Annotated in this window: 25 protein-coding genes and 1 pseudogene; 11 read left to right on the top strand and 15 right to left on the bottom strand. The window is 70.8% G+C overall.

Going from position 1 to position 23267, the window contains the following annotated elements:
• Positions 1-46: 46 nt before the first annotated feature.
• The 3 genes from ACWD3D_RS14945 to ACWD3D_RS14935 form a co-directional block, all read right to left on the bottom strand.
• Positions 47-253, bottom strand: coding sequence for a DUF6243 family protein (locus tag ACWD3D_RS14945; RefSeq protein ID WP_451461289.1), 207 nt, complete (start codon positions 251-253; stop codon positions 47-49).
• A gap of 212 nt (positions 254-465) precedes the next feature.
• Positions 466-669 carry a hypothetical protein gene (locus ACWD3D_RS14940; protein ID WP_328721830.1) on the bottom strand — a complete coding sequence of 68 codons (204 nt, stop codon included), beginning with the start codon at positions 667-669 and terminating at the stop codon, positions 466-468.
• A 103-nt stretch (positions 670-772) separates the two neighbouring features.
• Complete coding sequence (locus ACWD3D_RS14935) at positions 773-2155, bottom strand: glycine--tRNA ligase (RefSeq protein WP_387374934.1); 1383 nt, start codon at positions 2153-2155, stop codon at positions 773-775.
• 222 nt (positions 2156-2377) lie between these two features.
• Between ACWD3D_RS14935 and ACWD3D_RS14930 the strand changes: the two genes are divergently transcribed.
• From ACWD3D_RS14930 to ACWD3D_RS14915, 4 genes are all read left to right on the top strand, one after another.
• Positions 2378-3343, top strand: a complete 966-nt coding sequence (locus tag ACWD3D_RS14930; protein ID WP_451461288.1) for a metal ABC transporter substrate-binding protein — start codon at positions 2378-2380, stop codon at positions 3341-3343.
• An 86-nt stretch (positions 3344-3429) separates the two neighbouring features.
• Entirely contained in the window at positions 3430-4221 is a 792-nt protein-coding gene (locus ACWD3D_RS14925; RefSeq protein ID WP_451461291.1) for a metal ABC transporter ATP-binding protein, read from the top strand.
• Entirely contained in the window at positions 4221-5114 is an 894-nt protein-coding gene (locus ACWD3D_RS14920) for a metal ABC transporter permease (RefSeq protein ID WP_451461287.1), read from the top strand. The genes ACWD3D_RS14925 and ACWD3D_RS14920 overlap by 1 nt, the downstream gene beginning before the upstream one ends.
• A 26-nt stretch (positions 5115-5140) precedes the next feature.
• A complete protein-coding gene (locus tag ACWD3D_RS14915; protein ID WP_451461286.1) occupies positions 5141-5620 on the top strand; it encodes a Fur family transcriptional regulator in 480 nt (159 codons plus the stop codon).
• An 85-nt stretch (positions 5621-5705) separates the two neighbouring features.
• Here the strand turns inward: ACWD3D_RS14915 and ACWD3D_RS14910 are convergent, their stop codons facing one another.
• The 4 genes from ACWD3D_RS14910 to leuA all read right to left on the bottom strand — a co-directional run bounded on the left by ACWD3D_RS14910 (position 5706) and on the right by leuA (position 10195).
• Entirely contained in the window at positions 5706-6539 is an 834-nt protein-coding gene (locus ACWD3D_RS14910) for an isoprenyl transferase (RefSeq protein ID WP_451461285.1), read from the bottom strand.
• Between the two features lie 48 nt (positions 6540-6587).
• Complete coding sequence (recO, locus tag ACWD3D_RS14905; RefSeq protein ID WP_387374658.1) at positions 6588-7334, bottom strand: DNA repair protein RecO; 747 nt, start codon at positions 7332-7334, stop codon at positions 6588-6590.
• Positions 7335-7456: 122 nt separating this feature from the next.
• Positions 7457-8158 (bottom strand): TerB family tellurite resistance protein, encoded by a 702-nt coding sequence (locus ACWD3D_RS14900; protein WP_451461284.1) that lies wholly within the window; start codon positions 8156-8158, stop codon positions 7457-7459.
• A 252-nt stretch (positions 8159-8410) separates the two neighbouring features.
• On the bottom strand, positions 8411-10195 hold the full coding sequence (gene leuA, locus ACWD3D_RS14895) for a 2-isopropylmalate synthase (protein ID WP_451461283.1): 1785 nt from the start codon (positions 10193-10195) through the stop codon (positions 8411-8413).
• A gap of 293 nt (positions 10196-10488) precedes the next feature.
• Between leuA and ACWD3D_RS14890 the strand changes: the two genes are divergently transcribed.
• Together ACWD3D_RS14890 and ACWD3D_RS14885 are read left to right on the top strand one after the other, a co-directional pair.
• Entirely contained in the window at positions 10489-11571 is a 1083-nt protein-coding gene (locus ACWD3D_RS14890) for a M4 family metallopeptidase (protein ID WP_451461282.1), read from the top strand.
• 19 nt (positions 11572-11590) lie between these two features.
• On the top strand, positions 11591-11857 hold the full coding sequence (locus ACWD3D_RS14885) for a protealysin inhibitor emfourin (RefSeq protein ID WP_451461281.1): 267 nt from the start codon (positions 11591-11593) through the stop codon (positions 11855-11857).
• A gap of 102 nt (positions 11858-11959) precedes the next feature.
• On the opposite strand, the gene era is transcribed toward ACWD3D_RS14885, so the two are convergent.
• The gene (era, locus tag ACWD3D_RS14880; protein ID WP_451461280.1) at positions 11960-12934 is read right to left on the bottom strand and encodes a GTPase Era; all 975 of its coding nucleotides are present in this window, start codon (positions 12932-12934) and stop codon (positions 11960-11962) included.
• Between the two features lie 102 nt (positions 12935-13036).
• On the opposite strand from era, the gene ACWD3D_RS14875 reads away from it, so the two are divergent.
• Positions 13037-13372: a YnfA family protein gene (locus tag ACWD3D_RS14875; protein ID WP_387371628.1), complete on the top strand. Its 336-nt coding sequence runs from the start codon at positions 13037-13039 to the stop codon at positions 13370-13372.
• 64 nt (positions 13373-13436) lie between these two features.
• Here ACWD3D_RS14875 and ACWD3D_RS14870 read toward each other — a convergent pair whose 3' ends face one another.
• The gene (locus ACWD3D_RS14870; protein ID WP_451461279.1) at positions 13437-13790 is read right to left on the bottom strand and encodes a cytidine deaminase; all 354 of its coding nucleotides are present in this window, start codon (positions 13788-13790) and stop codon (positions 13437-13439) included.
• A 32-nt stretch (positions 13791-13822) separates the two neighbouring features.
• Positions 13823-14731 (bottom strand): helix-turn-helix transcriptional regulator, encoded by a 909-nt coding sequence (locus ACWD3D_RS14865; RefSeq protein WP_451461290.1) that lies wholly within the window; start codon positions 14729-14731, stop codon positions 13823-13825.
• 117 nt (positions 14732-14848) lie between these two features.
• On the opposite strand from ACWD3D_RS14865, the gene ACWD3D_RS14860 reads away from it, so the two are divergent.
• From ACWD3D_RS14860 to ACWD3D_RS14850, 3 genes and pseudogenes are all read left to right on the top strand, one after another.
• A complete protein-coding gene (locus tag ACWD3D_RS14860) occupies positions 14849-16276 on the top strand; it encodes an MFS transporter (RefSeq protein WP_451461278.1) in 1428 nt (475 codons plus the stop codon).
• Positions 16277-16378: 102 nt separating this feature from the next.
• A complete protein-coding gene (locus ACWD3D_RS14855) occupies positions 16379-16855 on the top strand; it encodes a GNAT family N-acetyltransferase (RefSeq protein WP_451461277.1) in 477 nt (158 codons plus the stop codon).
• Positions 16856-16864: 9 nt separating this feature from the next.
• Positions 16865-17107: pseudogene (locus ACWD3D_RS14850) on the top strand (hypothetical protein); the annotation flags it as partial.
• A gap of 68 nt (positions 17108-17175) precedes the next feature.
• Here the strand turns inward: ACWD3D_RS14850 and ACWD3D_RS14845 are convergent.
• The 5 genes from ACWD3D_RS14845 to ACWD3D_RS14825 form a co-directional block, all read right to left on the bottom strand.
• Positions 17176-17529, bottom strand: coding sequence for an MmcQ/YjbR family DNA-binding protein (locus tag ACWD3D_RS14845; protein ID WP_451461276.1), 354 nt, complete (start codon positions 17527-17529; stop codon positions 17176-17178).
• 31 nt (positions 17530-17560) lie between these two features.
• The gene (locus tag ACWD3D_RS14840; RefSeq protein WP_451461275.1) at positions 17561-18859 is read right to left on the bottom strand and encodes a hemolysin family protein; all 1299 of its coding nucleotides are present in this window, start codon (positions 18857-18859) and stop codon (positions 17561-17563) included.
• Positions 18856-19353: an rRNA maturation RNase YbeY gene (gene ybeY, locus ACWD3D_RS14835; RefSeq protein WP_387371622.1), complete on the bottom strand. Its 498-nt coding sequence runs from the start codon at positions 19351-19353 to the stop codon at positions 18856-18858. The genes ACWD3D_RS14840 and ybeY overlap by 4 nt, the downstream gene beginning before the upstream one ends.
• Before the next feature lie 12 nt (positions 19354-19365).
• Positions 19366-20382: a PhoH family protein gene (locus ACWD3D_RS14830; RefSeq protein WP_451461274.1), complete on the bottom strand. Its 1017-nt coding sequence runs from the start codon at positions 20380-20382 to the stop codon at positions 19366-19368.
• A 148-nt stretch (positions 20383-20530) separates the two neighbouring features.
• Complete coding sequence (locus ACWD3D_RS14825; protein ID WP_451461273.1) at positions 20531-21643, bottom strand: carbohydrate kinase family protein; 1113 nt, start codon at positions 21641-21643, stop codon at positions 20531-20533.
• Positions 21644-22066: 423 nt separating this feature from the next.
• Between ACWD3D_RS14825 and ACWD3D_RS14820 the strand changes: the two genes are divergently transcribed.
• Positions 22067-23267 (top strand): MFS transporter (locus ACWD3D_RS14820; RefSeq protein ID WP_451461272.1); only part of this gene is annotated, 1201 nt, incomplete at its 3' end.

Here is a 23267-nt window from a genome sequence, read left to right as displayed (position 1 = left end):
GCCACGACGGCGGTCCGGGCCCCACGGCCGTGCTCAGGTCGACGCGTCAGCTCTGGCCCTCGGCGGTGTCAGCCTCGGGGGCGGCGGTGGTCCCGGTGGCGCGCTCGCGCATCTTGCGCAGCAGCTCCTGCTTCTTGTCCTCCGCCGCCTTGCGGTCGGCGTCGCGGGCGGTGCCCGCGCCCTGCTGGTCGGCACGGGACAGCTTCTTGCGCTGTCCGCCGACGCCGAGGAGGTTGTTGCGGCTCTTGGCCATGGTGGTGTTCTCCCATGTGGGGGGGTGAGAAGGGGGTCCGTGTACTCACGGATCGATCCGTGGGGCGGCGGGCTCAAGGGTGGGACCGCTCAGCCCTGCCGCGCGCTCACTCGTAGATCTGGAAGAACGACATGCCGGAAACCGTACCCCGCTCCCGGAGCGTCCGGCACCCGATTTTCCGCCGCTCCGGCCCCGTACTCCTCGGCCGACGCTCAGGCTCCGGGATCGATCGTCGCCTGGTGGGCCTCGGCGAGGTGTTCCTGCGCCTTCAGCCAGGGCAGGAACTGCGCCCCCTTGCGCCAGCCGCAGGTCTCGCAGGTCAGCAGCCGCTGGACCCCCGACTTCCGCACGCGCACGACGTGTTCACGGCCGTGCCGGTCCCAGCGGCTGACCTTGCTCTGGGTCGTGGACACCATGGCGACCTCCGGGGTAGGGGTGCGCCCAGTGTGCGACGAAGCCCCCGGACCCGTGCGGGGTCCGGGGGCTTCGGAGCGAAACCGTGATGCGTGCGCTCAGGCGTCAGCAGCCCAGCAGACGGGCGCCCAGGTACGCCTGGATCTGGTCCAGGGAGACGCGCTCCTGCTTCATGCTGTCGCGCTCGCGGACGGTCACCGCGTTGTCGTCCAGGGTGTCGAAGTCGACGGTGACGCAGAACGGCGTACCGATCTCGTCCTGGCGGCGGTAGCGGCGGCCGATGGCACCGGCGTCGTCGAACTCGATGTTCCAGTTCTTGCGCAGGTCGGTGGCGAGGCCCTTGGCCTTCGGCGACAGCTGCGCGTTGCGGGAGAGCGGCAGCACGGCGACCTTGACCGGCGCGAGGCGCGGGTCGAGGCGCAGCACGGTGCGCTTCTCCATGACGCCCTTGGCGTTGGGCGCCTCGTCCTCGACGTAGGCGTCCAGGAGGAAGGCCAGCATCGCCCGGCCGACACCGGCCGCCGGCTCGATGACGTACGGCGTCCACTTCTCGTTGGCCTCCTGGTCGAAGTAGACCAGGTCGGTGCCGGACGCCTTGGAGTGCGCCTTCAGGTCGTAGTCGGTGCGGTTGGCGACACCCTCCAGCTCGCCCCACTCGCTGCCGCCGAAGCGGAAGCGGTACTCGATGTCGGCGGTGCGCTTGGAGTAGTGGGAGAGCTTCTCCTGCGGGTGCTCGAACCAGCGCATGTTCTCCTCGCGCATGCCGAGGTCCGTGTACCAGTTCCAGCGCTGGTCCATCCAGTACTGCTGCCACTCCTCGTCCTCGCCCGGCTTGACGAAGAACTCCATCTCCATCTGCTCGAACTCGCGGGTGCGGAAGATGAAGTTGCCCGGAGTGATCTCGTTCCGGAAGGACTTGCCCATCTGCGCGATGCCGAACGGCGGCTTCTTGCGGGAAGTCTGCGCCACCTGGCCGAAGTTGGTGAAGATGCCCTGGGCGGTCTCGGGGCGCAGGTAGGCGACCGAGCCGGAGTCCTGGGTCGGGCCGAGGTGGGTGGAGAGCAGACCGGAGAACTGCTTGGGCTCGGTGAAGGTGCCCTTGTTGCCGCAGTTGGGGCAGTTGAGGTCGGCGAGGCCGCCCACCGGGGGCTTGCCGTGCTTCGCCTCGTACGCCTCCTCCAGGTGGTCGGCGCGGTAGCGCTTGTGGCAGGAGGTGCACTCGGTCAGCGGGTCGCTGAAGGTGGCGACGTGACCGGAGGCGACCCAGACCTCGGGGGCCAGGATCACCGACGAGTCGAGGCCGACCACGTCCTCGCGCGAGGTGACCATGTAGCGCCACCACTGGCGCTTGAGGTTCTCCTTCATCTCCACGCCCAGCGGGCCGTAGTCCCAGGCGGCCTTCTGGCCACCGTAGATCTCACTGCAGGGATAGACGAAGCCACGGCGCTTGCTCAGGCTGACGATGGAGTCGATCTTGTCGGCGGCCACGGTGCTCTCTTCATTACGACGGCGAAACGGGACAGAAGCGGCGCTGAGCGCCTCGCTGGGGGGTGGTGCTCAGGAGACGGGCGAGCGAATGCCCAAGATTACCGGCGGGCGCACCCCCCGGATCAAATCGGGGGCCGGAGTGCGCTCCCGGCCCTCCCGCGCTTCCGGTCGGTTCATCATCCTTGTTGACAATCGTTTCCAGTTTTGTTGAAAATGGGATTCATGAACGTACGCCGCCTCATACCCGCCACCGCCGTCGCCGGCGCGGTCGCCCTCGGCCTCACCGCGCTCTCCGCCTGCTCCGGTTCCGACACCGCCGGCGGGTCCGACGGCACGCTGGACGTGGTCGCGTCCTTCTATCCGATGCAGTACCTCGCCGAGGAGATCGGCGGCAGCCACGTCTCGGTCACCACGCTGACCAAGCCGGGCGTCGAACCGCACGACCTGGAGCTCAGCCCCCGCCAGATCGGCTCGCTCGGCGACGCCGACTTCATCCTGTACCTCAAGGGCATCCAGCCCGCCGTGGACGACGCCATCGCCCAGTCCGGCGCGAAGAACACCGTGGACGCCGCGAAGCTGACCACCCTGGAGACGCACGGCGCCGAGGTCGACGGCCACGACCACGGTTCCTCGGAGGCCGGCTCCTCCGAGGAGCACGACGAGGCCGGCCGCGACCCGCACATCTGGCTGGACCCGGTGAAGTACGCCGAGGTCGCCGAGGGCGTGGGCAAGTCCCTGGAGAAGGCCGACCCCGGCAACGCGGCCGACTACCGCGCGAACACCGACGCGCTGGTCAAGAAGCTGGACGCGCTGAACACGCGGTACGCGGCCGGACTGAAGTCGACCACCACCAAGACCTTCCTCACCACGCACTCCGCCTTCGGCTACCTCGCCGAGCGCTACGGCCTCACGCAGGAGGGCATCGCCGGAGTCGACCCCGAGGCGGAGCCGAGCCCGGCCCGCATCAAGGACCTCCAGCACATCGCCGAGGAGGACGGCGCCACCACCGTGTTCTTCGAGACGCTCGCCAGCGACAAGACGGCGAAGACCCTCGCGAAGGACACCGGGCTGCGCACCGACGTCCTGGACCCGCTGGAGGGCATCACGGAGAAGTCCAAGGGCGACGACTACCTCCAGGTCATGGAGTCGAACCTCGCCGCCCTCCAGAAGGCCCTCGGCGCGAAGTGACCACCGACACGGGCGAAGCGCCCCATGGCCCGGCGGCGGTGCCGCCGCAGCCGCACGAGACCCACTCGACCGGACCGGAGACGCGCATGGACGAGCCCCGCACCCCCGACAGCACCCCCACCGCCGAGGTCATCCGGCTCCGGGGCGCCACCGCCACCCTGGGCAGCCGCCCCGTGCTGCGCGGGGTCGACCTGACGGTCCACGCGGGCGAGGTCGTCGCCCTGCTCGGCGCCAACGGCTCCGGCAAGTCCACCGCCGTGCGCTCCGTCATCGGCCAGGTCCCGCTCACCTCGGGCACCGTCGAACTCTTCGGCACCCCGCTGCGACGGTTCCGCCGGTGGGCCCGCGTCGGCTACGTACCGCAGCGCACCACGGCCTCGGCGGGGGTCCCGGCGACCGTCCGCGAGGTCGTCTCCTCGGGGCGGCTGTCCCGCACCAAGCTGCGCGTCCCGGGCCGGGCCGACCGCGCCGCCGTCGACCGGGCCATCGAGCTCGTCGGGCTGAGCGACCGCGCCAAGGACTCGGTGAGCGCCCTCTCCGGCGGCCAGCACCAGCGGGTCCTGATCGCCCGCGCGCTGGCCTCCGAGCCCGAGTTGCTGATCATGGACGAGCCGATGGCGGGCGTCGACCTCGCCAGCCAGGAGATCCTCGCCGCCACCCTGCGCGAACAGGTCGCCGCCGGCACCACCGTGCTGCTGGTCCTGCACGAGCTGGGCCCGCTGGAGCCGCTGATCGACCGCGCGGTCGTGCTGCGCGACGGCTGTGTGACCCACGACGGCCCGCCGCCGCGCTCCGTCGGGCAGCACGCGCTCCCCGGCCACGACCACGTCCACCCCCACGCGGCTTCCGAGCCCGTCCGAACGGGACTGCTGACCTGATGGAATTCCTCGAACCCGCCTTCATGCAGCGCGCGCTGATCGCCGCCGTCCTGGTCGGCATCACCGCTCCCGCCATCGGCATCTACCTCGTCCAGCGCCGCCAGGCCCTCATGGGCGACGGCATCGGCCACATCGCGATGACCGGGGTCGGCCTCGGCTTCCTGCTTTCCACCAGCCCCGTCTGGATGGCCACCGCCGTCGCGGTGGCCGGCGCGGTCGTGATGGAACTGATCCGCTGGTTCGGGCACACCCGGGGCGACATCGCGCTCGCGATGCTCTTCTACGGCGGTATGGCGGGCGGGGTGCTGCTGATCAACATCTCCGACACCGGCTCGAACGCCAACCTCACCTCGTACCTCTTCGGCTCGCTCTCCACCGTCTCCTCCGAGGACGTGTGGGCGATCACGCTGCTCGCCGCGTTCGTGGTGCTGGTGACCGTGGGACTGCGCCGCCAGCTCTTCGCGGTCAGCCAGGACGAGGAGTTCGCCCGGGTCACCGGACTGCCGGTACGGCTGCTGAACCTCATGATCGCGGTGACGGCCGCCGTGACGGTCACCGTCGCCATGCGGGTCGTCGGTCTGCTGCTGGTCAGCGCGCTGATGGTGGTGCCGGTCGCGGCCGCCCAGCAGGTGTCGAAGTCCTTCCGGCTGACCTTCGTGCTCTCCGTGGTGATCGGTACGGCCGTCACCCTGGCCGGCACCGTCACCTCGTACTACCAGGACGTACCCCCCGGCGCGACGATCGTGCTGCTGGCCATCGCCGCCTTCGTCGCGCTGACCGCGCTGGCCGCCCCGCTGGCCCGCCGCAGGGCCAGAGGCCGCAGCGAGGAGCCCGCGAAGTGCACCCTGGAAGTACCGTCCAGTCGCACCGCCGCGGACGACGTGCACGTATGAGGAAATCGCCCGGTGCGGCTGGCACAATGGCCCGACACCTGTACGGGCGACATGAGGAGGCAGCTGTGACGGCGCCGATCAGTGGCACGAACGCGGCTCCGGTACGGGGGCGGTCCACCCGCCAGCGGGCGGCGGTCGCGGCGGCGCTCGACGAGGTGGACGAGTTCCGCAGCGCACAGGAGCTGCACGACGTCCTCAAGCACCGCGGCGACTCGGTCGGTCTGACCACCGTCTACCGCACCCTGCAGTCCCTCGCCGACGCGGGCGAGGTGGACGTGCTGCGCACCACCGAGGGCGAGTCCGTCTACCGCCGCTGCTCGACCGGCGACCACCATCACCACCTGGTCTGCCGGGTCTGCGGCAAGGCCGTCGAGGTGGAGGGCCCGGCCGTGGAGCAGTGGGCCGAGACGATCGCCTCCCAGCACGGCTACGTCAACGTGGCGCACACGGTAGAGATCTTCGGGACGTGCGCGGAGTGCGCCCGGTGCGCGGCCGGAGAGCACTGACTCCGGCACAGACGTGCGGCGGAGGGGGAGAACCGGCCAACGGTTCTCCCCCTCCGCCGTTCACTGTCCCGCTGCTGCGGCAGGCTCACGCCCCGGGCGCGGGCTCCACGGCCGGGGCGGCCTCCTGCGCACCGCCGAAGCGGCGGTCGCGCTGGGCGTACTCCAGGCAGGCGCGCCACAGGTCACGGCGGTCGAAATCGGGCCACAGCACGTCCTGGAAGACCATCTCGGCGTACGCGCTCTGCCAGATCAGGTAGTTGGAGGTGCGCTGCTCGCCGCTGGGGCGCACGAAGAGGTCCACGTCCGGCATGTCCGGGTAGTAGATGTACTTCGCGAACGTCTTCTCGTTGACCTTCGACGGGTCGAGCTTCCCCGCCGCGACGTCCTCGGCGATGCGCTGGGCGGCGTCGGCGATCTCGGCCCGGCCGCCGTAGTTGACGCAGAAGTACAGCGTCATCTTGTCGTTGTCCTTGGTCTGCTCCTGGGCGACCTGGAGCTCCTGGACGACGGACTTCCACAGCTTGGGCATCCGGCCGACCCAGCGGATGCGGATGCCGAGCTCGTCCATCTCGTCACGCCGGCGGCGGATGACGTCCCGGTTGAAGTTCATCAGGAACTTCACCTCCTCCGGGGACCGCTTCCAGTTCTCGGTGGAGAACGCGTAGAGCGAGAGGTTCTTGACGCCCATCTCGATGCAGCCCTTGAGGACGTCCATGACGACGCCCTCGCCGACCCGGTGGCCCTCGGTGCGCGGGAGACCGCGTTCCTTGGCCCAGCGGCCGTTCCCGTCCATCACGACGGCCACGTGCTTGGGCACCAGCTCGGCGGGGATCTTCGGGGGAGTCGCACCGGACGGGTGCGGCTCGGGGGTCTTGTACGTGCGCCGGTTACGGCCGCCGAGGATCCCGCGTACTGCCATGAGCTTCTCTCGTCTCCCTGTGTCGCTTCTGCACGAACCGCTGCGAGGTCACTGTTCCACGTACCGCAGCGAGCGCAGACCGCGCTCCAGATGCCAGTGCAGATAGGCGGACACCAGCCCACTCCCCTCCCTGGCATGACGCGCCTCGCACGCGTCCGCCGTCGCCCAGTCGCCGCTGAGCAGCGCGCTCAGCAGTGTCAGGGCCTCCGCCGAGGGTACGACGCTCCCGGGCACCCGGCAGTCGGCGCATACGGCTCCGCCCGCCGCGATGGAGAAGAAACGGTTCGGTCCGGGCATTCCGCACCGCGCGCAGTCCTCGAAGCTGGGGGCGTAGCCGTTGACGGCGAGGGAGCGCAGCAGGAACGCGTCGAGGATGAGGTGGGGGGCGTGTTCGCCCCGCGCGAGGGTGCGCAGCCCGCCGACGAGCAGCAGGTACTGCTGGACGGCCGGTTCGCCCTCGTGGTCGGTGAAGCGCTCGGCGGTCTCCAGCATGGCGGTGCCGGCGGTGTAGCGGGCGTAGTCGGTGACGATCCGGCCGCCGTACGGGGCGATGGTCTCGCTCTGCGTGCAGAGCGGCAGCCCCCGGCCGATCAGCTCGCTGCCGCGCGCGAAGAACTGCACGTCCACGTGGGAGAAGGGTTCGAGGCGGGCGCCGAACTTGGATTTGGTGCGGCGTACCCCCCGGGCGACCGCGCGCACCCGGCCGTGGCCGCGGGTCAGCAGGGTGATGATCCGGTCGGCCTCGCCCAGTTTCTGCGTACGCAGTACGACGCCGTCGTCCCGGAACAAGCTCATGGACCCATTGTCGCCCACCGGCCCGCGAGCGGGTGGACGGGCCGGGCGCACGAGGCCCCGCCGCGGACCCGCGCGCGCGGCCCGCAGGGCACCCGGAGGCGCCCAGGGGCGCCCGGAGGCGCTCAGGACGGCATGCGGGCGGCCGCGGTGAGCAGCCGGGCGGTGTCCTCGGGGCAGAGCCGCAGCGCGCGGCCCACGGTGGTCAGCACCTCGCGCTCGGCCGCGCCGTACGGTCCGTCGGCCAGCGCGATGCGGGCGCCCTGGAGCAGCACCGACTCGCGGCCGGCCGGGACAAGGTGGTGGGCGAGCGGGGTGAGCACCTCGTGCAGCTCGATGGCGAGGGCCGCACCGCAGGCCCCGGCGGTGGCGCCGACACCGTCGTCGTGGCCGATGTCGGCGGTGAGCACCTCCACGACGGTGAGGAGCTGGTCCTCCGAGCAGTCGTCGAGCCCGGCCTCGCGGACGGTGCAGGCGGCGGCCTCCAGGGCGGTGCGGGGCGTGCCGCCCGAGGCCAGGACGGCCAGCGCGACCGTATGCACGGCCTCGCGGAGCATCGAGGAGAACCGCGTGGTGGTGGGATGCTCCAGGGCCTCGGTACCGAAGTGGGCGCCGCAGTCGGCGCATTCGACGACGAGTCCCGCCTCGCCGCGCCGCAGCAGCGGCACCCCGAGCACGGTGAGCCTGCGACGGCCGGTGAGGCGGCGGTAGTTGCGGTCGCCTCCGCAGTCCTGGCAGAAGAACTCGCCGTCGCCGACGGCGTCCCATGCGGTGCGGATGCCGTACAGGCCCCTTCTCAGGGCGCGTTGTCCTTTGGCTGACCGCACGTCGCACACCTCCGTAACGCTCCGGCAACATTGCCGTGTGTTGCACGTGATGTTAGCCACATGCGCGAGGTGGCGTCATCACCTCCTCTGTCACAACACCCGGAAATGGCCGAACCCCGCCCACCCGGAGCGGGCGGACGGGGTTCGGCGAACAGTACGACTTCGGACCAACCGGACATGCGTACGGGGTGTACTCCCCGTGGGCCGGCGGACCACCGGCGGACGCGTCAACCCGCGTCCGCCGGACCTGGGTCAGCGGCCCGCGCGGTTGACGGCCGAGACGACCGCCTTGAGCGAGGCCCGAGTGGTGTTGGCGTCGATGCCGATGCCCCACAGGACCTTGCCGTCGATCGCGCACTCGATGTACGAGGCGGCCTGCGAGCTGGCGCCCTCGCTCATGGTGTGCTCGGTGTAGTCCAGCAGTCGTGCGTCGATGCCGATACCGGCCAGCGCCTCGAAGAAGGCGGAGATCGGGCCGTTGCCGGTGCCCGTCAGCACGGTGTCGACACCGTCCACGGTGGCCTCGATGGTCAGCGTGTCCCGGCCGTCCTGCCCGGTGGTGGTCTGGCCGGAACGGATCTGGACCCGTCCCCAGCGGGCGGCGGCGTCGTCGGCGCTGGGCAGGTACTCGTCCTCGAAGGCGGACCAGATCTGCGCGGGGGTGACCTCGCCCCCCTCGGCGTCGGTCTTGGCCTGGATGATCCGGGAGAACTCGATCTGCATCCGGCGCGGCAGGTCCAGCTTGTGGTCGTTCTTCAGGACGTACGCGATACCGCCCTTGCCGGACTGCGAGTTGACGCGGATCACGGCCTCGTAGGAGCGGCCGACGTCCTTCGGGTCGATCGGCAGGTACGGGACGGCCCACTCGATCTGGTCGACGGTCTTGCCCTGGCCGGCCGCGTCGGCCTCCATGGCGTCGAAGCCCTTCTTGATGGCGTCCTGGTGGGAGCCGGAGAAGGAGGTGTAGACGAGGTCGCCCGCGTAGGGGTGGCGCGGGTGGACCTCCATCTGGTTGCAGTACTCGCTGGTGCGGCGGATCTCGTCGATCTGCGAGAAGTCGATCTGCGGGTCGACGCCCTGGGAGAAGAGGTTCATGCCCAGGGTGACCAGGTCGACGTTGCCGGTGCGCTCGCCCTGGCCGAAGAGGCAGCCCTCGACGCGGTCGGCGCCGGCCATCAGCGCCAGCTCGGCGGCGGCGACGGCCGTACCGCGGTCGTTGTGCGGGTGGACCGACAGGCAGACGAACTCGCGGCGGGACAGGTTGCGCCCCATCCACTCGAACCGGTCCGCGTGCGTGGACGGCGTCGAACGCTCCACGGTGGCGGGCAGGTTGAGGATGATCTCGCGACCCTCCTCCGGCTGCCACACGTCGCAGACCGCCTCGCAGACCTCCAGGGCGAAGTCCAGCTCGGTGTCGGTGAAGATCTCGGGGCTGTACTGGTAACCGAAGATCGTGTCGCCGCCCAGGATCTTCTCGGCGTACTCCATGACCAGCCGGGTGCCGTCCACCGCGATCTGCTTGACCTGCTCCTTCGAGCCGCGGAAGACGACGCGGCGGAAGGTGGGGGCGGTGGCGTTGTACAGGTGGACGGTGGCCCGGTGCGCGCCGCGCAGCGACTCGATGGTCCGCTCGATCAGTTCCTCGCGGGACTGGGTCAGGACGGAGATCGTCACGTCCTCGGGGATCGCGCCCTCTTCGATGATGGAGCGTACGAACGCGAAGTCGGTCTCGCCGGAGGCCGGGAAGCCGACCTCGATCTCCTTGTAGCCCATCTTCACGAGCAGATCGAACATCTCGCGCTTGCGGGCCGGGGACATCGGGTCGATCAGGGCCTGGTTGCCGTCGCGCAGGTCGGTGGAGAGCCAGCGGGGTGCCACCGTGATCCGCTTGTCCGGCCAGGTGCGGTCGGGGATCTCGACCGCTTCGTACTGGCCGTACTTGTGGATCGGCATTCCGGAAGTCTTCTGGAGCTGCGTCGCGTTGGTGATCGGCGTGGGACGGCCGACAGAATTACCGGAAGTGTTCACGGTGGTCATGGCGTAGGGCTCCTCGGGGTCCAGCGGTGGGACGGCCGACTGTGTCGCTGCAGCACCAGACTCCGCGGGGAGGGGGTCGGCCTACGACTACAGGCCCTCGCCGCGGCAGCTAAGGAGAAGCAGCCCGAAACGCATGATGCGACGAGACTAACCGAGGGTGCGCAGGAACGCCGGTCCGTATCAGTATGCGGGACCGCGCACACATGACGAGTAAACAGTGATCCATCACTCTATTTCGTCAATTGCCGTCGCAACCAGTGACATCACGGTGACGGAGTGCCACAGTCATTTGCATGATCTCTCGATCCCACGACGGTTCCGGTATCCACCCCGTCTTCTGCACCATCGTGCCGCCGCACCTCCTCGACCAGCTGGCGCAGTCCGACAACCCCGCGGTCGCCGAGCCCGCCCGGCGCACACTCGACGCGGACGGCGAGCGGCGCACCCTGCGCCACGCGGCCTCGCTGGCCGCCATCGCCCCGGCGCCGGCCACGGCGGGCGCCGTCCCCAGCAAGCCCCGCCGCTCGATCTACGACTGCCGTCACCACACCCTGCTGCCCGGGCGCAAGGTCCGCGGCGAGGGCGACGAGCCCACCACGGACGCCAGCGTCAACCGCGCGTACGCCGGTTTCGGCGCCACCTTCGACCTGTTGCTCTCCGCCTACGGCCGCAGCTCGCTCGACGGCAAGGGGATGCGCCTCATCGGCTCGGTCCACTACGACCGGGACTACAACAACGCCTTCTTCGACGGCCAGCAGATGGTCTTCGGCGACGGCGACGGCGAGATCTTCCTCGACTTCACCCTCTCCATCGACGTGATCGGCCACGAACTGGCGCACGGACTCACCCAGCACACCGCCAACCTCGTCTACGAGGGACAGTCCGGCGCGCTCAACGAATCCGTCTCGGACGTCTTCGGCTCCCTGGTCAAGCAGTACTCCCTGGGGCAGAGCGCCGAGCAGGCCGACTGGCTGATCGGCGCGGGGCTGCTCGCCCCCGGGGTCACCGGGGAGGGGTTGCGCTCGATGAAGGCGCCGGGCACCGCGTACGACGACGACGTGCTCGGCAAGGACCCGCAGCCGGCCTCGATGGAGGACTACATCGAGACCGACGACGACAACGGCGGGGTCCACCTCAACTCCGGCATCCCCAACCGCGCCTTCTACCTCGCCGCCTCCGCCCTCGGCGGGAACGCCTGGGAGCGGGCCGGGCAGATCTGGTACGACGTACTGACCGGCGGCGAGCTGACCGCCACCGCCGACTTCGCCGACTTCGCCCGGCTGACCGTGGCCGCCGCCCGCGACCGCTTCGGCGAGGGGGACGAGCGCGAGGCCGTCATCAAGGGCTGGTCGGAAGTGGGGGTGCCGACCGAGTGAGCGGGTCAGTATGGGGCACATGCGCATTCATGTGAGCCGGACCGGCGGGTTCGCCGGCCTCTCCCGCCGGGCCGAAGTCGACACGGCCACGCGGGAGGACGCCGCCGCCTGGGAGTCCCTGGCCCGTTCCGCGCTCGCGGAGGGGGCCGGGACCCGACCGGCAGGCGTACCGGACGGCTTCCGATACACGATCACCGTCGACGGGCGGACCGTGCACTGCGCGGACCCGCACCTGACCGACGACCAGCGCACGCTGGTCTCGCGTGTCCTTCGCGAGGGGGCGTGAGACCGGCGGCGCCGGTGCGATCGGTACGACACGGCTCGGCCGTCGGGGGGCAGGGCGGCCCGAGGGCTGCCCCGCCGCCCGGGACGGGGACTGCTCCGCCGTTCAGAAGCCGAGCTTGCGCAACTGCTTCGGGTCGCGCTGCCAGTCCTTGGCGACCTTGACGTGCAGGTCGAGGAAGACCGGCGTGCCGAGCAGCGCCTCGATCTGCTTGCGGGACTTGGTCCCGACGTCCTTCAGCCGCTGGCCCTTCGGGCCGATGATGATGCCCTTCTGGCTGGGGCGCTCGATGTAGACGTTGGCGTGGATGTCGAGCAACGGCTTGTCCGCCGGACGGTTCTCGCGCGGCAGCATCTCCTCGACGACGACCGCGATGGAGTGCGGCAGCTCGTCGCGTACGCCTTCGAGCGCGGCCTCGCGGATCAGCTCCGCGACCATGACCATCTCGGGCTCGTCGGTGAGGTCGCCCTCCGGGTAGAGAGGCGGGCTCACCGGCAGCAGCGGGGCGATCAGGTCGGCGAGCAGCCCGACCTGATCGTCCTTGACCGCCGAGACCGGCACGATCTCGGCCCATTCGAAGCCGAGCTCCTGGCCCAGCTGGGAGACGGCCAGCAGCTGTTCGGCGAGCGCCCGGGAGTCGACCAGGTCCGTCTTGGTGATGACCGCGATCTTCGGGGTCTTCTTGATGGCGGCGAGTTCCTTGATGATGAACTTGTCGCCGGGGCCGAGCTTCTGGTCGGCGGGCAGGCAGAAGCCGATGACGTCGACCTCGGCCCAGGTGGTCCGCACGACGTCGTTCAGCCGCTCGCCGAGCAGGGTGCGCGGCTTGTGGAGTCCCGGGGTGTCGACCAGGATCAACTGCGCGTCGTCGCGGTGCACGATGCCGCGCACGGTGTGCCGGGTGGTCTGGGGGCGGTTGGACGTGATCGCCACCTTCTGCCCGACCAGAGCGTTCGTGAGGGTGGACTTGCCCGCATTGGGGCGGCCCACGAAGCAGGCGAAACCGGCCCGGTGAGGGGCGGTGTCCGTGGCCTGCCGCGCAGCGGCTTCGGGGTTCGGTCGAGCGCTCATGGCGCCCATTGTCCCCGATCGCGGCGGCCCGGCGCACAACGGTCGGCCGCCCGGCCCGGCGACGCGTGCGCCCGGGCCCTCGTACGGCGCGCCCGGGATAGCGTGCCCTCCATGCTCGTCGCCCGCTCCGCCGCCCTCTTCGTCGTCGCCGCCCTCTTCGAGATCGGGGGTGCCTGGCTGGTCTGGCAGGGCATCCGCGAGCACCGGGGCTGGGCCTGGATCGGCGCGGGAGTGATCGCCCTCGGGGTGTACGGAGCGGTCGCGACGCTCCAGAGCGACGACAACTTCGGCCGCATCCTCGCCGCTTACGGCGGGGTCTTCGTGGCCGGCTCGATCGCCTGGGGCATGGTCGCGGACGGCTACCGCCCGGACCGGTACGACATCGCCGGGGCGCTGATCTGCCTCGCCGGCATGGCCGTGATCATGTACGCGCCCCGGGGGCACTGACCGGCACCGGACCCCGGCGCCGGTCGACCACGGCCTCCACGCTCACGTGGGCGAAGTCACGGAGTCACCCCGCGGTGACCCGTACCCGTACGTTCCCGTCCGGGCCCGCCAGGAACACCGGCGTGTCCGCCCCGCCGAGGTCGCGCACCGCCGCCCGGTCCTCGTCGGCCGGGCTCTCGGCGTCCGAGACCACCGCTGCCGCCTCCAGGGAGGTGGCACCGCTGGCCACGGCCATCGCCACGGCCGTCTGGAGGGCGGTGAGCCGCAGCGACTCCAGGGCCACCGTGCCCGCCACGTACGTACGTCCCGTCTCGTCCCGGACGGCCGCGCCCTCCGGCACTCCGTTGCGGGCGCGGGCGCTGCGCGCCAGGGTGACGATCTTGCGGTCCTCGGCCCCGAGGTCGGTGGTGTCAGTCATGTGCCGAGCATACGAACCGTGTGGCGCGCGCCTCATCCCGGTACCGGGTACATCGCGTCGCGCCGCCCCTCCGGGGACGCCAGCCACTTGAGCCGCTCCTCGGTGCCGGTGCCCGGCAGCGGGGTGTGCAGCACGATCGCCAGGTCCGGGCGGGCGGGCACCCGCAGCTGGGTGGACTCCACCTGGAGCGTTCCGGCCGTCGGATGCTCCAGCTCCTTGCGCATCTGCCCGCCGGGCGCGATGTCGCGCTGCTCCCAGAGCGCGGCGAACTCCGGGCTGGCATCCTTCGCCTCGGCCACGACGGCCTGGAAGCCCTCGTCCTCCGGGTTCTCCGAGCAGCCCGCGCGGAACTGCGCGACGACCTGCGGGGCGATCTGCTCCCAGGTCGTCGCGCGGGAGCGGTAGACGTCGTCGGTGAAGAAGGTGATCAGGCAGTTCTGCACGATGCCGGGGCGCAGCCCGAGGACCAGGGAGGCGGCGTCGTTGTAGAGCACGACGTTCCAGTACCGGTCCATGATGTGCGCCGGGAAGGGCATCCACGCGTCGATGAGCCGCCGCAGCCCGTCGCACATGTCGGCGTCGGCCGGGTCGACCTCGGGTGCGGGCGGGTTGAGCCCGGCCAGTACGTACAGATGGCGGCGCTCCGCGCTGGTGAGGCGCAGGACACGTCCCACCGAGTCCAGCACCTGTGGGGAGACGGTGATGTCCCGCCCCTGCTCCAGCCACTGGTACCAGGAGACCCCGACGCCCGCGAGGACGGCGACCTCCTCCCGGCGCAGCCCCGGGGTACGGCGGCGCGCGCCGCCGTCCGGGAGGCCTGCGAGGGCCGGGGTGACCCGGGCCCGGCGGCTCATCAGGAACTCCCGCAACTCGGTGAGCCGATGAGCCTTCCCGTTGCCGGTCGTCCCGCTGCCGGTCGTCGTACGGGCCGGTGTCGCCACGTCGTCACTCCCCCTGGTGTCGCGCACGGTGCCCACTGGTCGGCGCCAACTGGTGTTCGTACCAACAGGATAAGGAGCGTCTCCCCACGTTTGTTCCGGTCGGCCGAGAGTGGGGCCATGGCGATCGAATCCCCTCCCGAGGCCACCGGAACCCCCGGTCCCGCTGCTCCCACCGTTACCCGGGCAACCCGTCCCGCCCGACTCTCCGGCCGGTCCCGGCTGATCCTCATGGTCCTCTGTGCCGCCCAGTTCATGGTGGCGCTCGACTTCTCCGTACTGAACGTGGCGCTCCCCGCACTCGGTACCGACCTCGGACTGAGCACCTCCCAGCTCCAGTGGGCCATCACCGCTTTCGCCCTCCCCTCCGGTGGATTCCTGCTGCTCTTCGGCCGGATCGGCGACCTCTACGGGCGGCGCAAGCTCTTCCTCGCGGGCCTGGCCGTGTTCGGCGCGGCCTCACTGCTGGCGACCTTCGCCTGGGGCCCGGTGCCGTTCCTCGCCGGACGTGCCCTCCAGGGACTCGGTGCGGCGGCGATCGTGCCCACCGGGATGTCCCTGCTGACCACCACGTTCCGGGAAGGGCCGGAGCGTGACCGGGCGCTGGGCATCAGCGGCACGCTGCTCTCCCTCGGTTTCACCGTGGGCATGGTGGCGGGCGGCGTACTCACCGACACCCTGGGCTGGCGCTCCACCATGGGCCTGCTGGCGCTCGCCTCGACCGGCGTCCTCGCCCTCGCCCCGAAGGCGCTGACGGAGTCCCGCACCCCGCAGCGGCCCAAGCTGGACGTACCGGGTGCGGTCACCGTCACGGGCGGGCTGCTCGCCCTGATCTACGCGCTGTCGACAGCCGCCCAGAACGGGTTCGGCCACGCCGACGTACTGATCGCCCTGGTCCTCGGGGTGGCGCTGCTGGTGACCTTCGCGGTGGTGGAGTCGCGGGCCGTCGAACCACTGGTCTCGCTGCCGATGCTGCGCCGCCGGACGGTGGCGTTCGGCAACCTCGGCGGGCTGCTGACCTTCGCCCTGATGTCCACCGTGGTCTTCGTGCTGACCCTGTACCTCCAGGACGTGCTGGGCCTGTCGGCGTTCGCCACCGGGCTGGTCTTCGGGGTGCAGGGGCTGCTCTCGGCGGTGGCCGGTACGTACGCCCCGAGGGTGATCGGCCGCTTCGGCGCCCGCCGCACCCTGGTGGGCTCACTGTTCGGCCAGGGTGCTTTCATCGCGCTGCTGCTGGCCCTGGGCGAGCACGGCGGGGTAGTGGTCGCCACGGTCGGCGTCTCGCTGGCGAGCATGTGCCACCTGGGCGCGATCGTCAGCTACGGCCTCGCGGTGACCTCGGGCGTCCCGGACGCCGAACAGGGCCTGGCGACCGGCCTGGTCACCACGACCCAGCAGGTCGGCCTGACCCTCGGCATCCCCCTGCTGGGCGTGCTGGCCACCACGCAGGGCGAGTTGTTCACGGGGGTCCGCACGGTGGTGGCGCTGGACGCGGCGCTGCTGCTGGTGGGCGCGGCGGTCGTGGCGGCGGGGCTTCGGCGGCGTTGACGCGGGCGGGGCCGGCCCACCCACCACGGATGAACGGCCCCTGACCAGGTCATCGGTCAGGGGCCGTCGGGGTGTCAGTGCCACCTGGCAGACTCCGTCGGCATGAGTGAACAGGTGCGTCTGCGAGACGTCGAACCGGCCGATCTGGAGGAGTTCCTCGCCCAGGAGCACGATCCCGAGGCCGTGCGGCGGTCGAAGTTCCCGCCCCGGGAGCGGGACGCTTTCATGACCCACTGGAAGACGAAGGTTCTCGGGGACCCCACCAACTTCGTACAGGCCATCACCGTCGACGGAGAACTCGCGGGCAACGTCGTGGCGTGGTGGGCCGAGGAGCGGCGCTTCATCGGGTACTGGCTCGGCCGGCAGTACTGGGGCCGGGGAATCGGCACGCAGGCACTGGCCCTGTTCCTGGAACGGGAAACCGCCCGACCCCTGTACGCCGATCCCTACGTCGGGAACACCGGCTCGGTGCGGCTGCTGGAGAAGCACGGCTTCCGGCGTACCGGGACGGTCCGGTACGGCGAGAACGAGCACGTCGTGCTGGTGCTGGACGGGAGCCCCGGGCAGGCCGAGTCCTAGCTTCCGGGCCGGGAGGCCGCAGGCCCCGTGTACGCGCAGGTCTGCCAGTTCGTCGAGGTCAGCGGCGGATCGGCGGCGCGGCTGTCCCGCGAGCAGAAGGGCCGTTTCGTCGCGGTGTGCTGGACGGCCCAGATGTTCAAGCACTTCGAGGACCCGAAGCCGGGCTACGTGGCCGACTGGCCCGGCCTCCCGTCCTGGCAGCAGGAGACCGACGCCGACATCTTTGAACCCATCGAGAAGGCGCTGAGCTGAGAACTGCTCGGCGGGAAATGCCTGCGCCCCCGGTTGCGTAACCGGGGGCGCCGAGGACCACCCCACGCTCAGGGACGGTCCAGCCGGAGCCTCTCCGCCCGGGGCAGCCCCGCCACCACCAGGTCGTAACTGTCCTCGACCAGCTCGCGGACGAACTTGGCGGGGAGTTCGCCGACCGTCACGGTGTTCCAGTGGCGCTTGTTCATGTGCCAGCCGGGAACGATCGCCGGGTACTCCTCGCGGAGGCGTACCGCCTCGTCCGGGTCGCACTTGAGGTTGACGGTGAGCGGGCGGGCGTCCAGGGCGCTGAGCGCGAACATCTTGCCGAGCACCTTGAAGACCGAGGTCTCCGGCGTGAAGGGGAACTCCTCCACGGCCTCGTTGAAGTCCAGGCAGAAGGCCCGTAGTTGTGCGCCGTTCATTCCGATTCCGTTCACCCGAAGGGGCGTTGCCCTAGTCCGACTTCGAATCCACCTGTGCCTCCGCCTCCGGCTCGACCAGCACGGTGACGATCTTGTTGCGGCGGCCGGCCGTGGACTCCGCCGTCAGCCGGAGCATGCGGCCGTCGGGGAGGCTGACGACCGAGGTGGCACCGGCGATCGGGACGCGGCCGAGCGCCTTGGCGAGGAGACCGCCGACGGTCTCGACGTCCTCGTCGTCGTACTCGTCGAAGCCGAAGAGCTGCCCGAGATCGCCGATGTCGAGGCGGGCGGTCACCCGGTAGCAGCCGTTCTCCAGCTCCTGGACGGGCGGCAGCTCGCGGTCGTACTCGTCGGTGATCTCGCCGACGATCTCCTCCAGGATGTCCTCGATGGTGACGATGCCGGCCGTGCCGCCGTACTCGTCGATGACGACGGCGACGTGGTTGCGGTCCTGCTGCATCTCGCGCAGCAGGTCGCCGGCGTTCTTCGTGTCGGGGACGAAGACGGCGGGCCGTATCGCCGTGGAGACGAGGTCGGCCTCGGAGTCGCGGTTGATGTGGGTCTTGCGGACAAGGTCCTTGAGGTAGACGATCCCGACGATGTCGTCCTCGTTCTCCCCGGTGACCGGAATGCGGGAGAAGCCGGAGCGCAGCGCGAGGGTGAGCGCCTGGCGGATCGTCTTGTACCGCTCGATGACGACCAGGTCGGTGCGGGGCACCATCACCTCGCGGACGAGGGTGTCGCCCAGCTCGAAGACGGAGTGCACCATGCGGCGCTCGTCGTCCTCGATCAGCGACTCCGCCTCCGCGAGGTCGACCATCGCGCGCAGCTCGGCCTCGCTGGCGAACGGTCCCTTGCGGAACCCCTTGCCGGGGGTGAGGGCGTTGCCGATGAGGATCAGCAGCTGCGGGATCGGGCCCATGATCCTGGCCAGCGGCAGCAGGACGTACGCGGCGGCCGTCGCCGTGTTCAGCGGGTGCTGGCGGCCGATGGTGCGGGGCGAGACGCCGATGGCGACGTAGCTGACGAGGACCATGACCCCCATCGCGACGGCCAGCGCTTCCCAGGTCTCGGAGAGTTCCTGGAGGCAGGCGTACGTGACGAGGACCCCGGCCGCCATCTCGCAGGCGACCCGCACCAGCAGGGCGACGTTGAGGTAGCGGGTCGGGTCGGAGGCGACCTGCGCGAGTTTCGCGCTGCCGCGCCGTCCGGCCCGGACCGCCTCGGCGGCCCGGAAGCTGGACATGCGGGCGATGGCGGTCTCGGCGCAGGCGGCGAGCCAGCCGACGATCACCAGCAGGACGGCTCCCGCGACGAGCGGGAAGCTCACGAGACCGTGGGAGCCGGGGAGGGGCCGGTCAGCCCGTGCTCGCCCCGCCAGCCGTCCACGATGGCGGCCTGGAGGCCGAACATCTCGGCCTTCTCGTCGGGCTCCTCGTGGTCGTAGCCGAGGAGGTGCAGCACTCCGTGGACGGTGAGGAGCTGGAGCTCCTCGTCCATGGAGTGCCGCGTCTCGGCCTCTTCGCCCTGCCGCTTCGCGACCTCCGGGCAGAGCACGATGTCACCGAGGAGGCCCTGCGGAGGCTCCTCGTCGTCCTTCGACGGCGGCCGGAGCTCGTCCATCGGGAAGGACATGACATCGGTCGGGCCCGGCAGGTCCATCCACTGGATGTGGAGCTGCTCCATGGCGTCGGTGTCCACCACGATCACCGAGAGTTCGGACAGCGGGTGGATCCGCATCCGGGCGAGGGCGTAGCGGGCGATGTCGAGGATCGCCTGCTCGTCGACCTCGGTTCCGGATTCGTTGTTGACGTCGATCGACATGGTGCGCTGAAACTACTTCCCGTTGGTACCGGCTCGGTCGTCGTACTTCTCGTACGCGTCGACGATACGGCCGACGAGCTTGTGCCGGACGACATCCTGGGACGTGAGCCGGGAGAAGTGGACGTCCTCGACGCCGTCGAGGATCTCCTGGACCTGTCGGAGACCGCTCTTGGTGCCGTTCGGGAGGTCGACCTGGGTGACGTCACCGGTGATGACGATCTTCGAGTCGAAGCCGAGGCGGGTGAGGAACATCTTCATCTGCTCGGCGCTGGTGTTCTGGGCCTCGTCCAGGATGATGAAAGCATCATTCAGAGTACGGCCGCGCATGTATGCGAGCGGCGCGACCTCGATCGTGCCCGCCGCCATCAGGCGCGGGATCGAGTCGGGGTCGAGCATGTCGTGCAGCGCGTCGTAGAGCGGGCGCAGGTACGGGTCGATCTTGTCGAAGAGCGTGCCGGGCAGGAAGCCGAGCCGCTCCCCCGCCTCGACGGCGGGCCGGGTCAGGATGATGCGGCTGACCTGCTTCGACTGGAGCGCCTGGACCGCCTTCGCCATGGCGAGGTAGGTCTTGCCGGTACCCGCGGGGCCGATGCCGAAGACGATGGTGTGCTTGTCGATGGCGTCGACGTACCGCTTCTGGTTGAGCGTCTTGGGCCGGATCGTGCGTCCGCGGTTGGAGAGGATGTTCTGGGTGAGAACCTCGGCGGGGGTCTCGCCCCGCGGGTCGCCCTCGCCGTTGCCGGCTGCCCTGAGCATGGCGATCGAGCGTTCCACTGCGTCCTCCGTCATCGGCTGCCCGGTGCGGAGCACCAGCACCATCTCGTCGAACAAGCGCTGGATGAGGGCGACCTCGGCGGGTTCGCCCGTAGCGCTTATCTCGTTTCCCCGTACGTGGATGTCGGCTTCGGGGAACGCCGTCTCGATCACGCGCAGCAGGGAGTCGCCCGATCCCAGGAGCATCACCATGGGGTGAGCGGCCGGAATCCTGATGCGGGCACGCGCCTGTGGCCGTGTGGGTGACTGAGTCATGGGCCGGCCCTCGGGCCTGCGCATACCTCCTGTTGCGGGGTTCTCGCCGGTCGACAACCTCTGTGTCCAGCCTACGACTCCGCGCCGACAACGCCGAGGGGTTTTGCGCCCCGATCCGGTACGCCCCGAGCATGCCCGTCAGGCCCGCTCACGGCGCCCGGAAGCCGATCGTGGGGACGGCGCGGCGCAGCGGCCAGGGGCGGCTGGCGGCGGGCAGCAGGCGCTCCAGGAAGGCGTACCGCTCCAGGGCGGCCGGGTCCTGGGCCTCGAAGGTGCGCACCTGCTGCCACCAGGCGGCGATCTCGGCCCAGCCGGGGGCGGAGAGCGAGCCGCCGAACTCCTGTACGGAGAGGGCGGCGGTGAGTCCGGCGAAGGCGAGGCGGTCGGCGAGCGGCCAGCCGGCGAGGGTGCCGGTGACGAACCCGGCGACGAAGACGTCCCCGGCGCCGGTCGGGTCGAGGGCCGCCACGTCGATGGCGGGGACCTCGGCGGTGGTGCCGGTCGCCGCGTCGACGGCGTAGGCGCCTTCCGCGCCGAGGGTCACCACGGCGAGCGGTACGTGTTCGGCCAGCGCGTGGGCGGCGGCGCGGGGGGTGTCGCGGCCGGTGTAGCGCATGGCCTCCTCCGCGTTGGGCAGGAAGGCGGCGCAGTGCGCGAGGTCGGGCAGGGCGGCCAGGTCCCAGCGGCCGGTCTCGTCCCAGCCGACGTCGGCGAAGATCTGGGCCCCGTGCTTGGCCGCCCCAGCGACCCAGGGTTCGCTGCGGCCGGGGGTGAGGGAGGCGACGGCGGCACGGGCGCGGGGCGGGCAGTGCGGGAACGCGCGTCCTTCGCAGCCCGGCGCGGCGGCCGGGGGCGGGGCCTCGTGGCCGTGCGAGACCATCGTGCGCTCGCCCTCGTACGCCATGGAGACGGTGACGGGCGAGTGCCAGCCGGGGACGGTGTGCGACATGGAGAGGTCGATGCCCTCGCCCTGTTCGAGTGCGTCCCAGCAGTACTCGCCGTAGTGGTCGTCGCCGAAGGCGGCGGCGAGCGAGGTGCGCAGACCGAGGCGGGCGAGGGCGGTGGCCATGTTGGCGACGCCGCCGGGGCTGGAGCCCATGCCCCGGGCCCAGGACTCCGTACCGCGTACGGGTGCGCTGTCCAGGCCCGTGAAGACGATGTCGAGGAAGACCGTGCCCGTCAGGAAGACGTCGCAGGCCGGGTCCTCCGGGACGCGCAGCGCCACCAGTGGATCTACGGCCGGGCTGCTGTCGGTGCTCATCATGCGCTCCCCGGGGGTGCCGAACTGAGGTGCCCGCAGACGTGGTTCGCGGGCTCCCCGGCGTGCTCCACCGACGCGCTCCGCGTCCTTGCGGAATCCGGCCAGTCTGCCCGATTCGCGCGCGTTCCCGCAGCCTCCACGCCCCTCGGCACCACCAGGGTCGACCTGCATAAACATGGACCGTTACCCCGGTCGTTCAGCACCAAACACCGATGTGCCACAGATCACACAATCCCGCCTTTCGATCAGCTGTACGTGCTTGATACAAATTGCCCGGCGAACACGATCGGGTACGAAGACCGGGGAACCGCACTTCTCCCCCCATTTCTCGCGTCACCCTGGTGCTCCCCCACTCTCTCTTCACCCCCGCACCGCCTCCCCCACCTCCCCCTGCCGGTCTCCGGCATGTCTTCAGGAACGCCCATGTCCTCGCGCCCTCGCGCCGCGTGGCCCCTGGTCGCCGTGTTCACCGCCGGCTACCTCGCCGCTTATCTGCTTCCCACCGTCGTCGGGCGGCTCAGCGCCCATCTCGGTCTGACCACCTCTCAGGCCGGCCTCGTCGGCAGCGCCCTGCTGCTGAGTTCGGCCTCCGCGGGTTTCTCGCTGGCGGGCCGGGTCGACCGGTTCGGCGCCCGCGGCTGCGCGCGGCTCGGGCTGGTCCTCGCCGTCACCGGATACGGCTGCGCCGCGCTGACCACCTCGCTGCCGCTGGTGGTGCTGGGCGCGATGGTCGGCGGCTTCGGCTCGGGCACGGCCACCGCGGTGGCGGCGTCAGGGATCGCCTCGCAGAGCGACCCGCACCGCACCTCCTCGCTCGGGCTGCTCAGCGTCTCCGCCACCGCCGGCGCCCTGTACCTGACGATCCCGCACCTGGGCGGCGGCCACCGGCTGCCGTTCGCCGCCATCGCCCTGGTCGCCCTGCTCGTCTGGCCGGCCACCTCACGGCTCGACGCACCCGCCCCCGTCGTGACCGGCACCCCGGCCACCGGCCGTCTGCCGCACCGGCGTTCGGGTCTGCTGCTGGCGGGCGGGATGCTCGTCTGGTCCATGGCGCAGAACGCGCTCTGGGGCGTCAGCAGCCGGATCGGCGTGGACCAGGTGGGGCTCTCCGAAGTCACCGTCGGCGCGGTCTTCGCCGCCGCGCTGGGCGCCGGGCTGCTCGGGGTCATGGGCGCCGGGGCGCTGGGCGCCCGGCTCGGCCGCGCTGTCCCGATCGGCTGCGGCACGGTCGTCATCGCCGGAAGCATCGTGCTCAGCGCCTCCGCGCGCGGCCTCGGTTCCTTCGCGACCGGCGAGGTCCTGTGGAACACCGTCTACCCGGTGGTCCTCTCGTACCTGATCGGCCTGGCCGCCTCGCTCGACGTACGGGGCCGCTGGGCGGTCCTCGCGGGCTCCGCCTCCTCGGTGGGGGTGGCCTGCGGGCCGGTGCTGGGCAGCGTGCTCTCCGAGGGGGCCGGTTTCCCCGCGATGGGGCTGATCCTCGGGGCGGCGACACTGCTGGTGGCGGCCCCGGTCACGGCGGTGGCGCTGCACGCCCAGCATCTCGCGCAGCTCGGTCAGCGCCTGGCGCCCCATGTCCCCGACGAGCGCGGCGTTGCGGACCGCCTTGGCGGGGTCCTTCGGG

This window comes from Streptomyces sp. NPDC002690, from assembly GCF_053592415.1.
The sequence above is the reverse complement of the archived record's forward strand: the minus strand, read 5'-3'. Positions and strand labels throughout refer to the sequence as shown.

What these genes read in the sequence shown, in the direction of transcription:
- ACWD3D_RS14945 (WP_451461289.1), bottom strand. Translation starts at nt 253, where the DNA reads ATGGCCAAGAGCCGCAACAACCTCCTCGGCGTCGGCGGACAGCGCAAG.
- ACWD3D_RS14940 (WP_328721830.1), bottom strand. Translation starts at nt 669, where the DNA reads ATGGTGTCCACGACCCAGAGCAAGGTCAGCCGCTGGGACCGGCACGGC.
- ACWD3D_RS14930 (WP_451461288.1), top strand. Translation starts at nt 2,378, where the DNA reads ATGAACGTACGCCGCCTCATACCCGCCACCGCCGTCGCCGGCGCGGTC.
- ACWD3D_RS14925 (WP_451461291.1), top strand. Translation starts at nt 3,430, where the DNA reads ATGGACGAGCCCCGCACCCCCGACAGCACCCCCACCGCCGAGGTCATC.
- ACWD3D_RS14920 (WP_451461287.1), top strand. Translation starts at nt 4,221, where the DNA reads ATGGAATTCCTCGAACCCGCCTTCATGCAGCGCGCGCTGATCGCCGCC.
- ACWD3D_RS14915 (WP_451461286.1), top strand. Translation starts at nt 5,141, where the DNA reads ATGGCCCGACACCTGTACGGGCGACATGAGGAGGCAGCTGTGACGGCG.
- ACWD3D_RS14910 (WP_451461285.1), bottom strand. Translation starts at nt 6,539, where the DNA reads ATGGCAGTACGCGGGATCCTCGGCGGCCGTAACCGGCGCACGTACAAG.
- recO (WP_387374658.1), bottom strand. Translation starts at nt 7,334, where the DNA reads ATGAGCTTGTTCCGGGACGACGGCGTCGTACTGCGTACGCAGAAACTG.
- leuA (WP_451461283.1), bottom strand. Translation starts at nt 10,195, where the DNA reads ATGACCACCGTGAACACTTCCGGTAATTCTGTCGGCCGTCCCACGCCG.
- ACWD3D_RS14890 (WP_451461282.1), top strand. Translation starts at nt 10,489, where the DNA reads ATGATCTCTCGATCCCACGACGGTTCCGGTATCCACCCCGTCTTCTGC.
- ACWD3D_RS14885 (WP_451461281.1), top strand. Translation starts at nt 11,591, where the DNA reads ATGCGCATTCATGTGAGCCGGACCGGCGGGTTCGCCGGCCTCTCCCGC.
- era (WP_451461280.1), bottom strand. Translation starts at nt 12,934, where the DNA reads ATGGGCGCCATGAGCGCTCGACCGAACCCCGAAGCCGCTGCGCGGCAG.
- ACWD3D_RS14875 (WP_387371628.1), top strand. Translation starts at nt 13,037, where the DNA reads ATGCTCGTCGCCCGCTCCGCCGCCCTCTTCGTCGTCGCCGCCCTCTTC.
- ACWD3D_RS14870 (WP_451461279.1), bottom strand. Translation starts at nt 13,790, where the DNA reads ATGACTGACACCACCGACCTCGGGGCCGAGGACCGCAAGATCGTCACC.
- ACWD3D_RS14860 (WP_451461278.1), top strand. Translation starts at nt 14,849, where the DNA reads ATGGCGATCGAATCCCCTCCCGAGGCCACCGGAACCCCCGGTCCCGCT.
- ACWD3D_RS14855 (WP_451461277.1), top strand. Translation starts at nt 16,379, where the DNA reads ATGAGTGAACAGGTGCGTCTGCGAGACGTCGAACCGGCCGATCTGGAG.
- ACWD3D_RS14845 (WP_451461276.1), bottom strand. Translation starts at nt 17,529, where the DNA reads ATGAACGGCGCACAACTACGGGCCTTCTGCCTGGACTTCAACGAGGCC.
- ybeY (WP_387371622.1), bottom strand. Translation starts at nt 19,353, where the DNA reads ATGTCGATCGACGTCAACAACGAATCCGGAACCGAGGTCGACGAGCAG.
- ACWD3D_RS14830 (WP_451461274.1), bottom strand. Translation starts at nt 20,382, where the DNA reads ATGACTCAGTCACCCACACGGCCACAGGCGCGTGCCCGCATCAGGATT.
- ACWD3D_RS14825 (WP_451461273.1), bottom strand. Translation starts at nt 21,643, where the DNA reads ATGAGCACCGACAGCAGCCCGGCCGTAGATCCACTGGTGGCGCTGCGC.